Origin of the sequence: Paenibacillus tianjinensis (assembly GCF_017086365.1) — a bacterium.
Lineage (GTDB): Bacteria > Bacillota > Bacilli > Paenibacillales > Paenibacillaceae > Paenibacillus_AQ > Paenibacillus_AQ tianjinensis.
Genome location: NZ_CP070969.1, coordinates 2,276,644 through 2,294,768, shown reverse-complemented (window position 1 = coordinate 2,294,768; position 18,125 = coordinate 2,276,644). Strand labels below are relative to the sequence as shown.

Below are 18,125 nucleotides of genomic sequence, written 5' to 3'. Positions count from 1 at the left end.
CTCTTTTACGCGCATACTACTTCTACGCATTTCTTATATGAAAACCGCGCCGGAGGAGGCTGCAACATGACGCAATTATCCCGCAATTCCTTGCCGCAAGAGGGAAGCACACCTGCCCCGCTGCTGCCCGTCCCTCTGTCTTTTGAGCGAAACTGGCTGCATGATCTGGAATCGAAACTGGACAAGGGCGGACCCTGGGGGGACTGGAGATTATCCCGCCTCGCCGTACAGGGTGAACAATCCGGTCTTGTCACCAGCTTCGACGAACTGCAGTGCATGAAGCATCTTTCAGGCCTGTCCCCGCTGCCCCATCAGCTCGATACCGCCCATAAGGTGCTGTTTGAAATGTCCGGCCGGGCAATTCTCGCAGATGAGGTCGGTTTGGGCAAGACCATTGAAGCAGGACTCGTCCTCAAGGAATATCTGGTGCGGGGCCTTGTGAGCAAGGTGCTGATTCTGGTACCCGCCTCACTCGTGCTGCAATGGGTCCGGGAGCTGAATACGAAATTCGGCATCACGGCTGTCGCACAGAAAAAATCTTACTCCTGGGGCAATGACATTGTGGTGGCCTCCATGGACACCGCCAAGCGCGATCCCCATAAGGAGCTGCTGCTCAGCTCCGAATTCGACATGCTCATTATCGATGAAGCGCACAAGCTGAAGAACAAAAAATCGACCAACTATCAGTTTGTGCAGCAGCTCCGTAAAAAATACTGTCTTCTGCTCACCGCAACTCCCGTACAAAATGACCTCGGCGAGCTGTTCAATCTGATCACCCTCCTGAAGCCGGGGCAGCTCGGGAACCAGGGCGATTTTGCCGCCAACTTTGTTGTGGATAAACGCCAGCCGAAGAATGAAGTCCAGCTGCGCGGCGAGCTCTCCAAGGTCATGATCCGCAACCGTCGGGGCGAGGGTCCGGTCACCTTCACTAAGCGCAAAGTCCAAAATATACCGCTCACGCTCTCACCCGAGGAAAAGGCATTATATGACGGAGTAACGGCTTTTGTCAAAGACCAATATCAGGAATCGGGCGGCAACCTCAGCAGCATGCTCTCCCTGGTGACACTTCAGCGTGAGGTATGCAGCAGCCGGGATGCCGTATTCATTACACTGGTCAATCTGATCAAGAAGCTGCCGGCCGATTCTCCGAAGCGTGAACGGATGATGGACCTGCTGCAGAACATCCGCACTGTCAAAACGAACACGAAAGCGGAGAAAACGATGGAGCTGATCCGTGATATGAATGAAAAGGTCATCGTCTTCACGGAATACCGCGCCACGCAGGAATATCTGCTGCAATACTTCCGCGATCACGGACTGCAGTGCGTGTCCTATTCCGGCGGCATGAACCGCGGTAAGAAAGACTGGATGATGGATCTGTTCCGCGGCCGGGCCCAGGTGATGATTGCCACGGAAGCCGGCGGTGAAGGGATTAACCTGCAATTCTGCCACCATATGATTAACTTTGATCTGCCGTGGAACCCGATGCGGGTGGAGCAGCGGATCGGCCGGGTTCACCGGCTGGGCCAGCAAAACGATGTAGTCATTTATAATCTGTCCACCGAAGGCACGATTGAAGAGCATATCCTGCACCTGCTCCACGAAAAAATCAACATGTTCGAAATGGTCATCGGCGGACTCGATGTAATTCTGGAGCGGTTCGAAAAGAAGGAATCGCTGGAGAAGAGCCTCTACAAGATCATGCTCGAAGCGAGAAGCGATGAAGAACTGCGCAGCGGTCTTGACCATATCGGCGAATCGCTCAGCGAGCTGTCCCACGAAGCCCGGAAGGAAAGCGGGGTTATGCCATGACACTTACCCCACTAGAGGTACGCAAGCATGTTATGGATTATCTTGAAGCGACCGATTGCTCCTTGATTGAAGTATCGCCGCTGCATGTAACGGTCAAGCTCTCGCCGCGTGCAGACCGGATGCTGACCGACCGGCCTTACTATTGGGGTTTTGTTGAACGCACCGGTGTAGACCCGGAGACCTTGTCTTTTACCTTCGTGTTCGACCCGGAGAAATACGACTCTGCCGCAGCACAGTCGCCGCCTCCCTCGCGCCCGCCCGGCGGCTTGAACCGTCCTGCCGGTGCGGCTCTGACTTCCGGCGGAACAGAGATGGAAGCCGGGGCGGATAACGCGTCGGCAGCAGCAAGCGGAGCCCCTCCCAGCGTCTCCACCGATCCGCAGGACAGTATTCTTGCCCGGTACTTCGGCATTGTCCCGGCACTGCCGCGGATTGGCCCGGGAATGATCCGACGCGAGGATGTTATCTACGGAAGCAAGCGGCTGCGGCAAATCTGGGCTGCGGCCAAGGAAGAAGGTAAATGTCTGCAGTTGTTCGAGGACCCGGGCAGCAGACAGCGGACGACTCTGTTCTCGGCCGCTTACGAGCCTTGGCTGGGTGTGTGCTATAAGGTGGAGATGACCTGTGATCTTAAGCGGGAAGAGCTGCATTTTATCGGCATATCGCTGGCTACCGGGAAAATTGCCGAGGATTTCGGTTCAAGACTAAACGCCCTGGAGCTGACACCACGTCTGCCGGAGAACATTCATATCCAGCCTTATGAGATGAATGTTGCCGCTGGAGCAGATAGACTGGAGAGCTATCTGACCTCACAGCTGGCCGCGCTCGACTATACCTGGGCTGAGGAGGCCCGCGAACGGCTACGACTGGAGCTGAGCATCGTAGATATCTATTATGAGGAGCTTCTGAAGGAGCCGGATGAAGAGAAGAAGCAAGCCATAGAGGAGCAGTACAACCGCCGCCGCAAAGAGACAGCCTGGCAATATGAGCCGCAAATTGCAGTTTCTGCCGTAACCTATGGTCTGTTTCACCTGCGCAGCACATAGAATGCGACTAGGTCCGCTAAAAGCAGGCAAAAAAACAGCGAAATTCCAAAGCTGCAGCGCGACAGCAAGCAACAGCCTTTTCAGGGCTTGTCCTCTACAATAATGGGTATAGGACAAGCCCGTACGAATATGGACAAAGAAAGGTGACTGACTTTCATGAACTCAAACGTAAGGTCAAGGACAGCGTCCAGGCGGCGCGGCCGTCTTCTTCTCATTCTGTGTCTGGGGCTAACCCTGCTCCCCATCGCTTCCGGTTTTCCATCTGCTACGGAGGCTCAGGGCAGCCGCATCACTGTTTCACAAGCGGTTTCTCTTGAGCTTCAGCCCGGGCTTACTCTGAAGGCACTACCATCTCCACAATCCCTTCAGGATTTCACTGCACTCACCATTAGCAGGCTGTCTGCAGCCGCTCCATTTACAGAGTGGAAAAATGCCAAGACCGAATTTTACCCGCTCGGCCCGGGCACACACAGCTGGCTGGTCAATGTGAAGAACGGGGAACAACCCATAGGTTATCTAATCGTTTCTGCTACGCAAGACGGCGGATATTTACTCAGTGAATACGGTGCCGGAACTTCCGGACTCCCTTACAGTATGACAGAGCTGCGCCAGTTTCTGGTGCAGGAAGAACTTATACCTTCAACTTATTCAGGTAAAACCGAGTTAACAGCGCTCTACGCTCCCATGCTGCCGGTATGGAAATTAACACTCGATAAACAAACCTACTATATTAACGCCTTAACCCTGGAAATTCTGCCTTGGAGTCTCAGCAAGGCCGATTCCGTCCTGAATGGAACTCTTCCTGCAGCGGGCACAGTGACCAGCGTGGAGCACAGCTGGACTCCGCAGCGCGCTTTCCGGAGCGGCGGGCAGGATGACCCGTATGCCGATTTGCAGTGGCTGGCCAGTCCCAAGCTCAAACTGGTGAACGGGGACAATGTCGCGGTCCTGTTAGGCAAAGGGGGCGCTCTGGCCTTTCAGTCAGCCGGCAAAAATGATACGACAGGCGCACCATTTATGATCACTGGCTATCAGAGCTGGCAGCTCTCCGCTCAAGGGAGCCCCAATAATGTAAAGGCAGTTATATATGCCGCCTCCGGCTTGCAGGGACGGCGTTATCTTCCTCTTACCGCGCTGCAGCAGACCGGGACGCTGCATAAGCTCCCGCAATCCCAGAATGTTGCATCCGGCACGATAGTTCAGGCAGCTGACTTCATGCTGAAGTAATGTCCAGGCACCCCCATCAAAACAAACAACCTTCCCGGCCGTGTATTCGGCCGGGAAGGTTGTTTGTTATGTCAGCACACTCACCAAAAACAAGTGGAATTATCTTATTCCACTGCACCGCTACTTGCGGCTGCCATCACTCCACTTGCTCCGCCAGATCGACAGTCCCAGCGGCAGCATTCCGAACCATTTTTCCGCCCATGGCTGTTTCTCGGCTTTTCTGCGCGCCCGGCTGGCCCGCGGGTCCTCCATATAGACCACTACTTTTTCGGTAATATACTTTACCAGATCATCGCCGCTCGAAGCCATATCGCCACCTCCTTATTCTTCGAAGGATCTCATATCCATAGTGTGCTCCAGATTAGCTGTGTCTAAACCGCAGAACGGTGATTCGTATAGACTTGCCTGTAACAGCACAATCTAACAAAGTATCCATTCGAAGATCAACACTGTGCAAGGAGGTTATGAACTTGAGAAACACGAGCTACCTCAGAATAAGCCCTGTATGGCGCAGATGGTCCATTTTGCTGGCTTCTGCCGGTCTACTGGCTCTGCTGGCCGGACAGGCCGATGCCGCAAAGTTTGTACAGAAGCCCTCCGCTTCCCCATCCGGGCGGCAGGAGGAAAGGCAGCAAATGCTGGGCCATGATCAGCGGATCATTCTGATCGATGCCGGACACGGGGGAATTGACGGCGGGACATCCCATGGCGACATCCTGGAAAAAGATATTACGCTGGCTATCTCCAAGCGTTTATTCCTCCTGCTGCGCAGCGACGGGTTTGATGCAATCCTGAACCGGACGGGAGATTACGCGCCAAGTGAGGAGAACCGCTGGCTGCGCAGCTCTTCCCGTCATCTTCGGGATCTGGCCCAGCGCAAGGAGCTGGCTGAAATGCTTCCGGCGAATGTCGTCGTCAGCATTCATATCAATTGGGCGCCTTCGCCGTCTAAGCATGGGCCGCTGGTGCTGTACCGCCAGGAAGGCAGAAGCTTTCTGCTTGCCCGCTCCATCCAGGACCAGCTTAATCATCTTTATGATATTCATGCAGCCCCCAGAGCGGGTAAGCCCTTCTATCTGCTCAACAAAATAACCGCCACAACGGTTATCGTTGAGGCGGGATTTATCAGCAGTCCGGCGGACCGCAGCAAGCTCTGCACTCCACACGGCCAGGAGGAAATTGCCGAAGCAATTGCCGGCGGCATTGCCGCTTATCTTATGGAAGTGTAAGCTGCTTATTCCATTGCCATTCCTCTCTGACCAGCTCTGAGATGCCGACAAAATCCACATTGGCCTTCATTGCGGCAATGCCGCTGCGGATACCCGCTGCGGTCTCTTTGCCCTGGATGCCGACATGGCCGATAGTCACACAAAATCTCTCGTTTGTTGCCCGCTGCTCTACAAGACGCATCTGCTTCATGACATGGCCGGCTGAGTGAACATCATCAAGGAAGATATGATTTTCTACAGGCGGCAGTCCGAGCTTCCGGGCCATTCTGCCCGCCACTGAACGGTAATTCGTGTGGCTGTCCACAAAAAACAGTCCGCGCTCCTTGCATACGGCCAGTACAATACCCATCACACGTTCATCACCTGTTACTTTAGAGCCCATGTGATTGTTGATGCCAACCGCATAAGGCACATTATCCAGCGCGGCTTCTACTCGTTCACGCACCTCTGCATCTGTCATGCGGGTCAGAATGGCACCAGGGCCGAGCCACTCCGGCTTTCCTTGGCGCGGTTCCATCGGCAGATGCACCAGCACATCGTAGCCGCGTTCATGAGCACGCCGTGCATCCTGCTCCGTCGTAGACAGAAACGGCATTACGGCCGCTGTAATCTTTACCGGCAGTGTGAACATCTCGTCTGTACCCCGCATCCCATTGCCGAAGTCATCGACTATGATCGCTACACGGCTGCGGGCGGGGTGCACCGGATTTTCCTTCACTTCAGCTGCCTCGCTATCCCCGGCAGGCTCAGTAAGCACGGCAGTGTGCAGAGCAGTTTCCTCACGCTGCCCGGAAGCTGCACCCATCACTGACTGACCTCCCGGAAACAGTGCGGTCATCAATATAACAATCGCGGTCAAGGATAGCCGCTTGCTGCATTCTAACCATGCCGGTTTATATTTTGTCAAAAGAAACGCCTCCCTCGTCTTCTGTAACCATTGTTCTCATTGTTTGGAACACGAAGGGTAAATATGTACCGGCAAGGTACGCAATAATTAACAATCGTTATACAGCCTGCAGCCCCCGGCGGTCAGCGGCAGCAATAGCTTCATATATATCCTGCGGGGTAACAGTAAACGGCATATTGCCCATTGGGCCGTCCACTGCACAGCTGGCCGCCGCTGCACCCATAAGCTTCTCAGGTGCAATACCGGAAAGTCCCATTTGTTCGAGGGTCACCGGAAGGCCTGTCTCACGGCAGAAGCTGACCACAGCAGAGATTTCCTCTTCCGGCGCCTGCTCCAGCATCAGCTGTGCAAGGGTCGCGAAGGCGACCTTCTCCCCGTGCAGGATATGACGGCATTCTTCCAGCAGCGTCAGTCCGTTGTGGATAGCATGGGCTGCAGCAAGGCCGCCGCTTTCGAACCCGATGCCGCTAAGGTAAATATTCGCTTCGACAATATGGGCAACTGCCTCAGAAGCAATTCCTTGCCGGGCATCCCGCAGGGCCTCTGCCCCTTCCGATAGAACCGTCTCGAGGCAGGCCCGGGCAAGCGAGAAAGCAGCGATGGAGCTTGTCCCCCCGGCCTCTGTGATAGCCCCCGACTTGCGGCACGCTCTAGCTTCGTAAAAGGTGGAGAGGGCATCGCCCATGCCTGCCGCCAGCAATCTGGCCGGTGCCTTTGCAATCAGCCCGACATCTGCGATAACGATATCCGGACTCCGCCGTAAAGACAAGTAACGGTCAAAGGCTCCCTCTTCGGTGTACAACACCGACACGGCGCTACAGGGGGCATCGGTGGAAGCCACCGTTGGCACGAGGAGCAACGGCAGGTTCGCATAATGGCTGACGGCTTTGGCCGTATCCAATGTCTTGCCGCCGCCGATTCCCAGTATGACCCCTACGCTGTTAAGCTCGAGCCCGGCAACAATTTGCTCCACCTGGTTCATACTGCATTCACTCTGGAATTCACGTTCTGTCAGCGGCAGCAACTCCTCTGCAAAGCTGTTTCGGATCTCTTGACCATATACGCCGAGAATATACGGGTCTATAATGGCATAAGCCGCCCCGGCTCCCATCTGCGAGCAATAAACGCCCAGCCTGGCAATCTCCCCTTCGCCCTGAATATACTTGGACGGGGAATAAGTAATCTGTCTCATCTTGATTTCCTCCTTTTTCCAACCGCTACTTATTGTAAGCAAGAAAACGGCAGCGGGCAATTAAAAAAGCCCCAATCCCGGCAGATTGGAGCGCTTGATTCACCAAATTCTATTTTTTTCGGACTGGCATGCGTTTAACATCCCCTGTAAGAATACAATCCTCATTCCTTTGTTTCTCTCGAAAGCTGCCCTCGCTGACCTTGGTGTCAATAAAATCCACAATCTGCTGCAAGGAAGCAATCTGATCCAGGATATTCCGCTTGTGGGTCTGAATCTTGTCATACAGCTCAGGATATTCTGACAGATTGGATTCACGCGACAGATTCAGATACGGACGCATCTCATCGAGCGGCATTCCCGTCTTTTTCAGACAAGATATCAGCTTCATCAGCTCAACATCCCCCTCACTGTATACCCGGTGACTGTTTTCTTTCCGCTGTGCCCGGGGCAGGAGTCCAATCTTCTCATAATACCGGATTGTATCCTCGCTAATTCCTGTAAGCTCTGATGCCGCTTTGATGGAGTACCCGCTAGTCATCACACCTGCCTCACTCATCTTGCCACCTCCAGCTCCTTAATGATTTATATTGTATAACTTGGAGTCAGCTCCAAGTCAAGCTGCTTTTTCGGCCATTTCAACCGCTTGACTTGGAGTCGTCTCCAAGTTATACAATGAGCGCAATTCACAGATAAGCAGCGACAGCACACAGCCTATCTGGTCTTGATAATAAAGATAAGGAGAGATTAAGATGACTATACAACTTAAACCTGAAACCGCGCTGATCACAGGTGCTAACAACGGCATCGGCCTTGCGCTGACCCGCCGGATGCTTGCCGAGGGCTGGCAGATCGCGGCTCTGATCCGTTCCGCTTTTCCCGCTGATGATGATCAGATCCGTGCTGCACTAAGCAGCAGACAGCTGCGGATTTACACAGCAGACCTGTCCGATTATGGCAGTCTGCGTACTGCTTTAGATGAGATCAGGCTTGGCGAGCCGCGTCTGGATCTGCTGTTCAACAACGCCGGCGGCAGCTTCCCGGAGCTGAGCTATTCCAAACAGGGGCGTGAGATGCATTTCGAACTGCAGGCCGTTGTCCCGTACATTATCACCATGGAACTGAAGGAGCTGCTGCTTAAGGGCTCTTTGAGAACAGTCATAAATACCTCTTCCAATGCTACGCTCAGCCTCAAGAAGTTTGACCCTGCCCAGCTGGAACGTCCGGCAGCGTTCAAGAAGCTTTTTGGCCCCTATGCCACTTCCAAAATGGCTCTTTCCCTATGGACAAAAGAAATGGCTCCACAGCTGGCGAATGAGGGAATCATGATCCGCAGCGCCGACCCCGGAGGCAACAATACGATCCGCGGCGGCAAAAAATCCGGCCTTCCCTTCTGGCTGCGGCCGATTATTAAAATGTTCTTCCCGCATCCGAGCTACGGTGCCGGACTGCTGTACAATGCAGCGCTTGGCAAGCATAAGAATGAGCCCGGGGTCTTCCTGATCAAGGACGAGGTATCCAAGCTTAAATTTGCCGACCAGGGCCCGGCTGTCCTGAATAAGATTCAGGAGATTTATGCGCGTGAATTTGCAGCGGTGCGAGGGTAACAAAAAAGCAGAGAAGCGATTCTCCATTAATGGGAGACTACTGCTCTGCTTGCTGATTTATTGCTGATAATCCTTAGCCTAGTCGTCCGAAGGCGCGCAAAAACAGCAGTTTCTCAATCACTATACTTGCTTTCCACCAGTTCTCGCTGATAGCAAACGCCTGTTCAAAGCCATCCCAGCTCCAGGTCAGATCCCATACACCCTCTTGATTTCTGATATCCAGCGTATAATCCAGTTCCTTCTCCAGCAAGACTGCGTTGTCCGTGAAGCCCAAGCTTTCCCGGGTTTTGATGAAGAACGAGGGCTTGCAGCTGTAGCCGCTCCAATCCGAGGCATTCCGCTCCAGCAGCTCAGTGATCCGCTTCCCGGCGGCAGCATTCAGTTCAGTGTAAGCAAACTGTTCCTGCACACCGGCTTCGCCAATGCACTCCAGCAGTTTAACTACACATAACAGCGGATGCATTTCGATATGGGGATCCTGCAAAAAAAGCTCCTCCAGTTCCTTGGCGATGCCCAAGCCTCGTTCATAGAGCCTGCTGTCCCTGTCCGCAAAGCGCAGAATGAAGCCGGCCAGGATGGCCGTCGGATTAAAGATGCTGCGGGCAGTGCTGCTGGAGGTTGTATGCCACCATGGCGCGTGGGGATAATCGTTAAAGGAGGCAACTACATTCATCCACGTGTTCCCGTCCATCTCGGCACCACTGTCCAGATACTTCAATATGCCTTGAACGGCCGGGTGGCTGTTATCTTGAAAATGAACCTCCAGCAGCCTCTCTACGGCTGTGGCTGTCTGGATCGGCGAGGAATGCGGATTCCAGGCATCTGCCTCCAGCGCATGTCCGAAGCCTCCGTCCTCATTCTGGTAAGCAGCCAGCGCTTCCAGCACAGCCTCCACACCTCCGGCTTCGAAATGAAATTTCCACCGTGCCAGATCCAGCGGACGGGCGTTGCGGTACATCCAGTTTTTGATAACCTTTAAATCCGCGGATGCAAGCGTCTTCATCAACATTCCCCTTTTCCAGTTATAGGCTTCACAAATCTCCATATATCCGTATTAAACTGGATTGCGGGAAGAAAAGCTGTGAGGTCCTTCATTTCCCAGAAAAAACATTTGCAGGATATTGGAAGACTATAGAGTCCGCTGAATTTAGGTTAATAATAATATTAAAGACAGGCTGGTGCATATTATAGAAGAAGCTGAGGAGGGAATTATGAAGAAGAATGCGGCCGGGGTGTACTCTTTTCTAAAAGAACTGTTCCAAAAAATAAAAAACGATGATGTACAGGGGATTAGTGCGCAATTAACCTATTATCTTATTCTCTCCCTGTTTCCGTTTCTGATCTTTATTATGACACTCATCGGGTACGCCAATATTTCCCTGGAGGATAAAATCCAGCAGCTAGAGCAAATTATGCCGGCGGAAGCCGTCTCCATTATTGAAGAGATTCTGCAGGATGTCTCCGAGGGGCGGAGCCAGGCCTTGCTGTCCTTCGGGATGCTGGCTACTCTGTGGGCTGCTTCCAAAGGTGTCAACGCGATCATCAAGGGGCTGAACCGCGCCTATGATATTGATGAGAGCAGGGTGTTTTGGAAAGTTAGGGGGATTGCCTTCCTCGCCACCCTGTTCATCGGCTTTGTGGTGCTGGTCAGCATTCTGCTGCTCGTTCTCGGCAGCTGGCTGAAGACACAGGTGTTTTTACTGGCTGATCTGCCTTATGGTCTGCAAAAGCTCTGGGATCTGCTGCAATATGCCGTTCCTCTCTTCGTGATGTTCGTGGTGTTCACCCTGCTGTATTGGATTGCTCCCAGCCGCAGACTGCGGCTAAAGGAAGTGATGCCGGGAGCCTTCTTCTCCACGATCGGCTGGATCGCTACCTCCGTGCTGTTCTCCGTATATGTCAACCAGTTCAGCGATTTCACCAAAACCTACGGAAGTCTTGGCGGTGTAATGATCCTGCTGATCTGGCTGTATATCAGCTCCATCATCATTCTGGCCGGCGGAGAGATCAACGCCATTCTGCGAAACCGCCGGACCAGAGTGCATACACCCACACTTCCTTAGTGATATTTAAAAGCCCCATTCTGCGATGGATCAGCAGACTCTCTGGCTTGTGCCACCGGTGGATCTGGCAGATAGGCACCCTCCTCCTTCAGCCGTCTGCGCAGGATCTTAACATCGACAGTATGGACATCATGACCCGGAAGCTGTGCTGCCAGCGCTGCTGCAATTCCCGCCGCTTCCCCCATAGCCAGGCAGACCGGCATCACCCGGACACTGCCCTGAACCTCGCGCACACAAGAGATGGAGCGTCCGGCTACCAACACATTTTGCAGGGAGCGGGGTGTCAGGCAGCGGTAGGGAATACCATGGGATTCACCGGGGCCATACCGCTTAATCACCTCCGGCTTGCCTCCGGCCTGCTTCTCTTCTTTTTCTGTTCCATGGATATCAATAAAGTAACTGTTACGGCAGATCTCGTCCTCAAAGCTGCGGCGGTTCACATAATCATCGACACTAAGAATATAGTCACCGGTAATCCGCCGCGTCTCCCGTACACCCATAAGCGAACCTGTACTGGCGACAAAAGCACTGCCAAAGGAAGCCGGCATAAATTCCGCAAGCGCATCCCGGTAGACAGCCGCCAGCTTTCTGCCCTGCATCAGCGCAGCCGATACCGAGTAAGCATCCGTATTGTCCACATCCCATAAATGTCCGGCGTTAAAACCTACTGTGCGCGGCGCGATTATATTGTTGCAGATATGCGAATCCGGAATCTGCGGATATTTGCCTGACCGGAGGATATCGAAGATGGGGCTCTGCTTATTGTTATTGTGCAGCAGCGGACCGTTCAGATAAGCATACTCATCCACATTGCCCAGATTGAAGCAGTGTGTAGCCGGCATTAGGTCACCGGTCGCCGTATCACCTTTGAGGTATTCCGCCCCCGCCCAGGCTGCAACATCGGCATCGCCCGTGCAATCAATATAAACCTTGGCCTGGAGTGCCTGGAGTCCGCTTTTGTTAGCCGTAATCAGGGCGGTAACTCTGCCCTCCGGCTCTGTTTCCACCGAACCCAGCAACGTGTTGAATAATACGGTCACTCCTGCCTCCTGGACCAGATCATCGTAGATCACCTTCAGCTTCTCGGGCTCAATCGGCACCCAGTCCATCGCGTCCTTAGCCACATGCGGCATCTGCGCCTTCAGCGCCTCGAACACTTTCATGGCCAGCCCTCTGTAGATAATCTGCTCCATATCAGAGAAAGGACACCAGGCCGGCACAAGCCCCGAGGTACCCATCCCGCCCAGACTTCCCGTCGCTTCAATCAGCAGCGTTCTTGCACCTTCCCGCGCGGCTGCGGCAGCTGCTGTACAACCGGCCGGACCGCCTCCGACAACAATGACATCCCAATCATCCTGAAGCGGAACCTCGCTGATCCGCATCCGGTAGGTTTTCATTTGATCTCCTCCTGCAATATAAGACGAGTTTGGCGTTATACATTTGGTATAGTCGTAACTGCGGTGATATTTGGACTTCCAGCCGCTGTTGTCTACAGATTTCATTTATTAATACCACTCTTAGTGGTGGAAATCTGTAGACAAAGGCGGACGCTAACGCTCCTCCAGTTCCAAAATCCCCTCCGTTACTGTTACCTTTATGTTTGTTCCCAAATTCATCTTATATTTTTTCTTTTATTTACCGCTAGCCGCGTACCAGTCGTTTACCTCTTTGTAGCTGGCTTCCCCGCCGGCTGCTTTGTACTTCTCGGCAAAAGCGTCCACGGCATCCGGAGATTCCTCACCGACAATTACTTTTACAGCAAAATCATTGATCATCTGATTCAGTGAAGCGTTGTTCTTAGAATATTCAGGAAGCGACGGCGCCAGTGCAAGCGGATCGGCAATCCGCGCTTCAGCAGGCAGTTCATTGTTCAGATACGAGAAGCCCGCGAACAAGCGTGCATCCTTCTGGACACGGGCCTGCCAGTAGATCGGGTAGAGCTTCTCATCTATACCGGTGAGATAGTTGCTGGCATTACCCCGTTCATCTGTGAACAGCGGCAGGATCGGGCTGTAGATGCCGTCTTTGTACGTATGATGTTTGCCTTCTTCCCCGATGGCGATCAGCTTGAAGGTGTCTTTATCCAGCTTGGCATTGATCCACTTGATGGCATCCTCGGGATGTTTGGCAGATTTCGGGATAAAGGTCAGGCGGTCAAAGCCTCCGCTCATGCCAAGACCCATTTGCCCGTCTTTACCCTTCAAGGCCGGAAGATATGCAAACTTGGCATCCGGAAAATTGGCGTTCAGGGCATCGGCCACGCTCGGAATATCATACCAGGGCAGCTGAATGACGCCGATTTTGCCGCTGGTGAATTTCTCCTTCAGGGTAGCATCCTTATTGACGGCAAACTCCTTGTCAAGCAGACCCTGTTTATACAGGTCAGCCATATACGTGAGATATTCCTTGAAGCCCGGGTGCAGCGGCGGCGGCACCAGCTTGCCGTCGAGTTTATTCCAGCTTGTGCCGATGCCGAAGGCGCCGGTAATATTGGCTGTCGTAGCGAGGGCGCCGTCTATCGACATCGGAGCACCGCTGCTGCCGTTGCCGCCTGGATCTTTTTCCTTGAACGCTTTCAGTACTTCGGTGAATTCATCCAGGGTGGTCGGTGTTTTCAGGCCCAGCTTGTCGAGCCAATCCTGGCGGATCATCAGGTCGGCGCCGGCGAATTGCGAGGAGCTGTTCGGGATGGCAAAGATTTTGCCGTCCACTTTCACCGCATCGAAGGATGCCTCCGAGATGGATGCCTTAATATTCGGTCCATATTTATCAATGAGCGGGGTCAGATCGACCAGCGCTCCCATTTTGGCATAGTCCGTGTATACAGCCTTTTCACCGGAAATCGTAATGACATCATAGGGTTCGCCGGACGAAATCAGCAGGTTCAGCTTATCCATTGCTTTGTCGGCGGGCAGCATTTCATATTTCACTTTATAACCCGTCTTCTCTTCGATGACCTTGGCGAGCGGATACGTATTATAATCATCCTTCGACCACAAATTAAGCGATTTCAATTCAGGCTTGCCTGAGTCTTCCGTTGGCGCGGTAGTGGCTGCAGCGCTAGCCGGAGCCTTTGTCGCCTCTGCAGATTCTTTATTTCCGTTCCCGTTGTTACCCGATGAGCCACAACCTGCGGCTGCCAGCAGCAGCCCGGTGCAGAGCAGAAGAGACCAGCCTTTTTTATACTTCATACGTAAAACCCTCCTCTAAATAATGGATCACGGCTCAGCCTTTGACGGAGCCGATAAGCACGCCCTTAATGAAATACTTCTGCAGGAACGGATACACAAACAGGATGGGTACCGTCGAAGCAACTACTGTTGCCGCACGGATTCCTTCGGGAGACATGTTCATGAGATCATCAACACTTTTGTTCACGGCATTCGCTGCGCTGGCATCCATCACAACGTCCTGCAGATAGAGCTGCAGCGTCTTAAGCGCCGTATCATTGATATAAATCATCGGGCCAAAATAATCATTCCAGAATCCCACCGCATAGAACAAGGCAATCGTCGCAATGACCGGCATGCTGAGCGGCAGGATAATGCGGAACAGAATCGTATAAGTTTTGGCCCCGTCGATTCGTGCCGACTCTTCAAGTGCTTCAGGCAGGCTTTCGTAATAGCTCTTGATCACCAGCAGATTGAACACACTGATCATTCCCGGCAAAATCAGAACCCAAAGATTGTTGATCAGATGCAGCTGCCGCATCAGCAGGTAGTTTGGGATCAGCCCTCCGCTAAAGAGCATGGTGAAAATGAACAGCACCATAATAAACGGTATGCCCGGCAGGCGCTTCGATAACGGGTACGCGGTTAGCGCAGTCATGAGGATAGAGATTACGGTTCCGACTACAGTAACGCCTACCGAGACTCCGAAGGCCCGGATGAACGTTGAGGAGGAGATGACCTCCTTCATCGTATCTAGCTGGAAGCCTACAGGCAGGATGCCTACCTTCCCGGAGGTGATCGCCCATTCCGCACTGACAGCCTTCGATAGCACGTTGATCAGCGGCAGCAGCATGATGACACCCATGAGAATCAGGAAGAAATACACAGCCGTGTCCAGCACCAGATCGCCCTTGGTTCGTTTCGTCAATCTTTCCACTCTCCCTTCCCGCTCACCAGATCCCGCGCTTCAGCAGCTTCCGGCTGATATAGTTGCCTGAGATAATCAGGATAAAACCGACAACCGAGTTGAACAGACCGACGGCAGTGCTGAAGCTGTAATCCATTTTGCCTAGGCCGATGCGGTACACGAAGGTCCCGATGACATCAGCGGTTTCATAGACAACCGGATTGTACATGGTGAGAATCTGCTCTGTCCCTGCATCCAGCACTGAACCGAGGCGGAGAATGAACATCAGCACCACGGTAGGCAGGATACCCGGGAGCGAAATATGCAGCATTCTGCGGATTCTGCCCGCCCCGTCAATGGCAGCGGCTTCATATTGCTCCTGGTCTATTCCGGCGATGGCGGCAATAAAAACAATGGCATTCCAGCCCGTCTCCTTCCACCCTGCCGTGAACACAACCAGACTGCGGAAATACTCATTGCTAACAAAAAAACTGATGGGCTCACCACCGAATGACTGGATGATATTGTTGACCAGCCCCCCGGAGGTCGATAGAATAGTCACGAATAACCCCGAGATAATCACCCACGAGAGAAAATGCGGCAAATAAATGATCGTCTGGATCGTCCGCTTAAAGAACATCAGCCTGACCTCGTTCAGCACCAGTGCGATAAAAATCGGAAACGGAAACAGCAGCACAATTTTATACACACTGATCAGCAGAGTATTCATGAATACCCTACCAAATTCCTCCGACTGGATCAGCTTATGAAATTGCTCAAGCCCGACCCATTCACTGCCTCTGATCCCCTCAAAAATATTAAAATCCTGAAACGCAATCAGTACGCCGTAGAGCGGTGTATATTTGAAGAGCAGCAGAAACAGGAGTCCTGGAATCAGCAGTACATAATAATCCCTGTTTCTCCAGGCCAGCCTCCACTTGCTGACTGAACGGGTCCTGGCCCTCTTGACATTATTCTTCCGCTTCAAATCCGTGACACCTGTGCCCAAGTTACTCACCTCCACCTGGTTTATGAGATGATTATACGAGTTCATCCAGGGGGTATTGTAGGTGGTAATCCGATTATTTCTGGTCTCTGGCGACTGTATATTCTGCTGGCTTCACTCCGATGTAACCGCTTTAATTCTTACCATGACGACCGTCCCTTTTCCGGGTTCCGAATCGATGGACAATCCGTAGCGGTTGCCGGCAAAATAACGGATACGCTCGTTGACATTGTAGAGGCCAAAGGAGCCGGACGAACCGTTATCCTGCTTCTCCGAGGAAGGCTCGCGCAGCAGACGCTGCCCTTGTTCAGGGCTCATGCCGATGCCGTCATCGGAGACGGTGAGCACAACGGTATCCTGATCCAGCCGGGCAGCAATGGTGATCGTCCCCTGTTTATCTTTGGTTTTGCGGATGCCGTGAAGCAGTGCATTCTCCACCAGCGGCTGCAGGGTAAGCTTGGGAATAATATACGACTCGAGTCCCGGCCCGGCCTCAATGGTGAACGTAAAGGTAGACGGAAAACGGTTCTGCTGAATCTCCAAAAAGACTTTGGCGAGCTCCAGCTCATCGCTAATGCTGACGTTATCACGCCCTTTATTGAGGCTGAGCCGGAAATAATGCGCCAGCGCTTCAATCATCTGGCTGGTATCCTCCGCATCATGCGAGATGGCCGACCAGTTAATCATATCAAGGGCATTGTACAGAAAATGGGGATTTATCTGCGCCTGAAGCGTCCGGAGCTGGGCCTCCCGTTCCTGCATTTTGGCCTGATACGACTCCTCCATCAGATTGTTGACTTTATGAATCAGATGATCCACGCTGCGTTCCAGGAGCCGGAAATCGCCATCCGGCATGGAGCGGCGCTCTTCCAGCCATCCAATCCCTTCCTTGCGGATCATCTTCAGAATCATCTGCACCCTGTGCTGCATGCTTTGGGTCATGAACATCAGCAGGACAAAAGAGAGGACCAGAAAAAGAATGGTGATCCCCGCGAGAGTAGCTATACTGGTAAACTGGTTCAGCGCCGTGGCCCGGTGCGAAATTTCGGACTGGGCTACCCTGGCCACCAGCTTCCACCCGGACGGACCGATGGTGGTATAGACTACGTTTACAGCTTTGCGGCCGTCCTTACTCTGCTGAATGCCTTCCTCCGAGTGCCGGATCGTATCCAGCAGCTCCGCTGGCAGCATTGCGGCTGACGAAGCCGGACCAGCGTCCGCTTCGACGGAACTATAGATAACATTTCCGGCCCCGTCCAGCAGATAAGGAGCATAGGTATCCGAGAAATGCAGCTCCGACAGAATCTCACCGATCAGCTCTTCGGAAACATCCATAACCAGAACGCCGACGATCTCTTCATAATTCTGCGGATTGCGCAGCATTCGGGCTACAGAAAAGATTTTTTTGACCCCTATATCGCTATAGCTCTCCTGATATACTCCGGTCCAGACCATCCCCCCGCCCGCTTCCATCACAGCTGCATACCAAGGATATTGCTTAATGTCGTTCAACTTGTATAAGTTCACTCTGTCTCCTGCATACAGCCGGGAAGGGTCTACAAAAAACCGCGTCCGGAAAATATCCCCGTTCTCCTTGGCAGTCTCAGCCAGATTACGCAGCTCCTTGATCTGTTTGAGCTGGTCAGTGATGCTGCTTCGCCGCTGGAGATTCTCATACAGGATCTGATTCATAAAAACAGAATTGCTGCTGTCACGGATATGTTCCAGTTTATAGGTTAAATTCAGTCCCGCCTGCTTCAACGTTAGCTGCATCGTGCGGGTGACCTCCTCTTCCAGGATCCTGTTGGAACGCGTATAAAAGGACGCCAGCAGAATGGAGACAGGCAGCAGAATGAGCAGGATGTATGCCAGCAGCCATTTTCGTGCCGCCAGAATCCCCTGGAGAAGGCCTTTCAGATAATTCCAGCCAAACCGCATAGAACTCTCCCTTCCTTCCATTGC

The 18,125-nt window shown here is 53.0% G+C and carries 16 protein-coding genes; 6 read left to right on the top strand and 10 right to left on the bottom strand.

Annotation, left to right across the window (positions count from 1 at the left end; translation table 11 throughout):
- The first annotated feature begins 66 nt into the window (after nt 1-66).
- The 3 genes from JRJ22_RS09985 (at nt 67) to JRJ22_RS09975 (ending at nt 4,085) form a co-directional block, all read left to right on the top strand.
- Nucleotides 67-1,812: a DEAD/DEAH box helicase gene (locus JRJ22_RS09985; RefSeq protein ID WP_206104304.1), complete on the top strand. Its 1,746-nt coding sequence runs from the start codon at nt 67-69 to the stop codon at nt 1,810-1,812.
- Nucleotides 1,809-2,858 (top strand): YqhG family protein, encoded by a 1,050-nt coding sequence (locus JRJ22_RS09980; protein ID WP_206104303.1) that lies wholly within the window; start codon nt 1,809-1,811, stop codon nt 2,856-2,858. The genes JRJ22_RS09985 and JRJ22_RS09980 overlap by 4 nt, the downstream gene beginning before the upstream one ends.
- A gap of 156 nt (nt 2,859-3,014) precedes the next feature.
- Nucleotides 3,015-4,085 (top strand): hypothetical protein, encoded by a 1,071-nt coding sequence (locus JRJ22_RS09975; RefSeq protein WP_206104302.1) that lies wholly within the window; start codon nt 3,015-3,017, stop codon nt 4,083-4,085.
- 120 nt (nt 4,086-4,205) lie between these two features.
- Here the strand turns inward: JRJ22_RS09975 and JRJ22_RS09970 are convergent, their stop codons facing one another.
- Nucleotides 4,206-4,394, bottom strand: a complete 189-nt coding sequence (locus JRJ22_RS09970) for a YqzE family protein (RefSeq protein ID WP_206104301.1) — start codon at nt 4,392-4,394, stop codon at nt 4,206-4,208.
- A 161-nt stretch (nt 4,395-4,555) separates the two neighbouring features.
- Here JRJ22_RS09970 and JRJ22_RS09965 point away from each other — a divergent pair, with 161 nt between their 5' ends.
- Complete coding sequence (locus tag JRJ22_RS09965) at nt 4,556-5,314, top strand: N-acetylmuramoyl-L-alanine amidase (RefSeq protein WP_232381095.1); 759 nt, start codon at nt 4,556-4,558, stop codon at nt 5,312-5,314.
- Here JRJ22_RS09965 and JRJ22_RS09960 read toward each other — a convergent pair.
- The 3 genes from JRJ22_RS09960 to JRJ22_RS09950 all read right to left on the bottom strand — a co-directional run bounded on the left by JRJ22_RS09960 (nt 5,301) and on the right by JRJ22_RS09950 (nt 7,969).
- The gene (locus tag JRJ22_RS09960; RefSeq protein ID WP_232381094.1) at nt 5,301-6,221 is read right to left on the bottom strand and encodes a divergent polysaccharide deacetylase family protein; all 921 of its coding nucleotides are present in this window, start codon (nt 6,219-6,221) and stop codon (nt 5,301-5,303) included. The genes JRJ22_RS09965 and JRJ22_RS09960 overlap by 14 nt on opposite strands.
- Nucleotides 6,222-6,318: 97 nt before the next feature.
- A complete protein-coding gene (locus JRJ22_RS09955) occupies nt 6,319-7,413 on the bottom strand; it encodes a glycerol dehydrogenase (RefSeq protein WP_206104300.1) in 1,095 nt (364 codons plus the stop codon).
- A gap of 109 nt (nt 7,414-7,522) precedes the next feature.
- Entirely contained in the window at nt 7,523-7,969 is a 447-nt protein-coding gene (locus tag JRJ22_RS09950) for a MerR family transcriptional regulator (protein ID WP_232381093.1), read from the bottom strand.
- A gap of 193 nt (nt 7,970-8,162) precedes the next feature.
- Between JRJ22_RS09950 and JRJ22_RS09945 the strand changes: the two genes are divergently transcribed.
- Nucleotides 8,163-9,017 (top strand): SDR family NAD(P)-dependent oxidoreductase, encoded by an 855-nt coding sequence (locus JRJ22_RS09945; protein ID WP_206104299.1) that lies wholly within the window; start codon nt 8,163-8,165, stop codon nt 9,015-9,017.
- A gap of 73 nt (nt 9,018-9,090) precedes the next feature.
- Here the strand turns inward: JRJ22_RS09945 and JRJ22_RS09940 are convergent, their stop codons facing one another.
- Nucleotides 9,091-10,020, bottom strand: a complete 930-nt coding sequence (locus JRJ22_RS09940; RefSeq protein ID WP_206104298.1) for a hypothetical protein — start codon at nt 10,018-10,020, stop codon at nt 9,091-9,093.
- A 208-nt stretch (nt 10,021-10,228) separates the two neighbouring features.
- Between JRJ22_RS09940 and JRJ22_RS09935 the strand changes: the two genes are divergently transcribed.
- The gene (locus JRJ22_RS09935; protein WP_206104297.1) at nt 10,229-11,080 is read left to right on the top strand and encodes a YihY/virulence factor BrkB family protein; all 852 of its coding nucleotides are present in this window, start codon (nt 10,229-10,231) and stop codon (nt 11,078-11,080) included.
- On the opposite strand, the gene JRJ22_RS09930 is transcribed toward JRJ22_RS09935, so the two are convergent.
- From JRJ22_RS09930 to JRJ22_RS09910, 5 genes are all read right to left on the bottom strand, one after another.
- Nucleotides 11,077-12,477 (bottom strand): FAD-dependent oxidoreductase, encoded by a 1,401-nt coding sequence (locus JRJ22_RS09930; RefSeq protein WP_206104296.1) that lies wholly within the window; start codon nt 12,475-12,477, stop codon nt 11,077-11,079. The two genes, JRJ22_RS09935 and JRJ22_RS09930, sit on opposite strands and share 4 nt — an antisense overlap.
- 234 nt (nt 12,478-12,711) lie before the next feature.
- Entirely contained in the window at nt 12,712-14,271 is a 1,560-nt protein-coding gene (locus tag JRJ22_RS09925) for an extracellular solute-binding protein (protein ID WP_206104295.1), read from the bottom strand.
- Between the two features lie 34 nt (nt 14,272-14,305).
- A complete protein-coding gene (locus JRJ22_RS09920) occupies nt 14,306-15,187 on the bottom strand; it encodes a carbohydrate ABC transporter permease (RefSeq protein ID WP_232381092.1) in 882 nt (293 codons plus the stop codon).
- A gap of 13 nt (nt 15,188-15,200) precedes the next feature.
- Nucleotides 15,201-16,166, bottom strand: coding sequence for an ABC transporter permease (locus tag JRJ22_RS09915; protein ID WP_408637877.1), 966 nt, complete (start codon nt 16,164-16,166; stop codon nt 15,201-15,203).
- A gap of 111 nt (nt 16,167-16,277) precedes the next feature.
- Nucleotides 16,278-18,122 (bottom strand): sensor histidine kinase, encoded by a 1,845-nt coding sequence (locus tag JRJ22_RS09910; protein WP_206104294.1) that lies wholly within the window; start codon nt 18,120-18,122, stop codon nt 16,278-16,280.
- Nucleotides 18,123-18,125: the final 3 nt, after the last annotated feature.

What these genes read in the sequence shown, in the direction of transcription:
- JRJ22_RS09985 (WP_206104304.1), top strand. Translation starts at nt 67, where the DNA reads ATGACGCAATTATCCCGCAATTCCTTGCCGCAAGAGGGAAGCACACCT.
- JRJ22_RS09980 (WP_206104303.1), top strand. Translation starts at nt 1,809, where the DNA reads ATGACACTTACCCCACTAGAGGTACGCAAGCATGTTATGGATTATCTT.
- JRJ22_RS09975 (WP_206104302.1), top strand. Translation starts at nt 3,015, where the DNA reads ATGAACTCAAACGTAAGGTCAAGGACAGCGTCCAGGCGGCGCGGCCGT.
- JRJ22_RS09970 (WP_206104301.1), bottom strand. Translation starts at nt 4,394, where the DNA reads ATGGCTTCGAGCGGCGATGATCTGGTAAAGTATATTACCGAAAAAGTA.
- JRJ22_RS09955 (WP_206104300.1), bottom strand. Translation starts at nt 7,413, where the DNA reads ATGAGACAGATTACTTATTCCCCGTCCAAGTATATTCAGGGCGAAGGG.
- JRJ22_RS09950 (WP_232381093.1), bottom strand. Translation starts at nt 7,969, where the DNA reads ATGAGTGAGGCAGGTGTGATGACTAGCGGGTACTCCATCAAAGCGGCA.
- JRJ22_RS09945 (WP_206104299.1), top strand. Translation starts at nt 8,163, where the DNA reads ATGACTATACAACTTAAACCTGAAACCGCGCTGATCACAGGTGCTAAC.
- JRJ22_RS09940 (WP_206104298.1), bottom strand. Translation starts at nt 10,020, where the DNA reads ATGAAGACGCTTGCATCCGCGGATTTAAAGGTTATCAAAAACTGGATG.
- JRJ22_RS09935 (WP_206104297.1), top strand. Translation starts at nt 10,229, where the DNA reads ATGAAGAAGAATGCGGCCGGGGTGTACTCTTTTCTAAAAGAACTGTTC.
- JRJ22_RS09930 (WP_206104296.1), bottom strand. Translation starts at nt 12,477, where the DNA reads ATGAAAACCTACCGGATGCGGATCAGCGAGGTTCCGCTTCAGGATGAT.
- JRJ22_RS09925 (WP_206104295.1), bottom strand. Translation starts at nt 14,271, where the DNA reads ATGAAGTATAAAAAAGGCTGGTCTCTTCTGCTCTGCACCGGGCTGCTG.
- JRJ22_RS09910 (WP_206104294.1), bottom strand. Translation starts at nt 18,122, where the DNA reads ATGGAAGGAAGGGAGAGTTCTATGCGGTTTGGCTGGAATTATCTGAAA.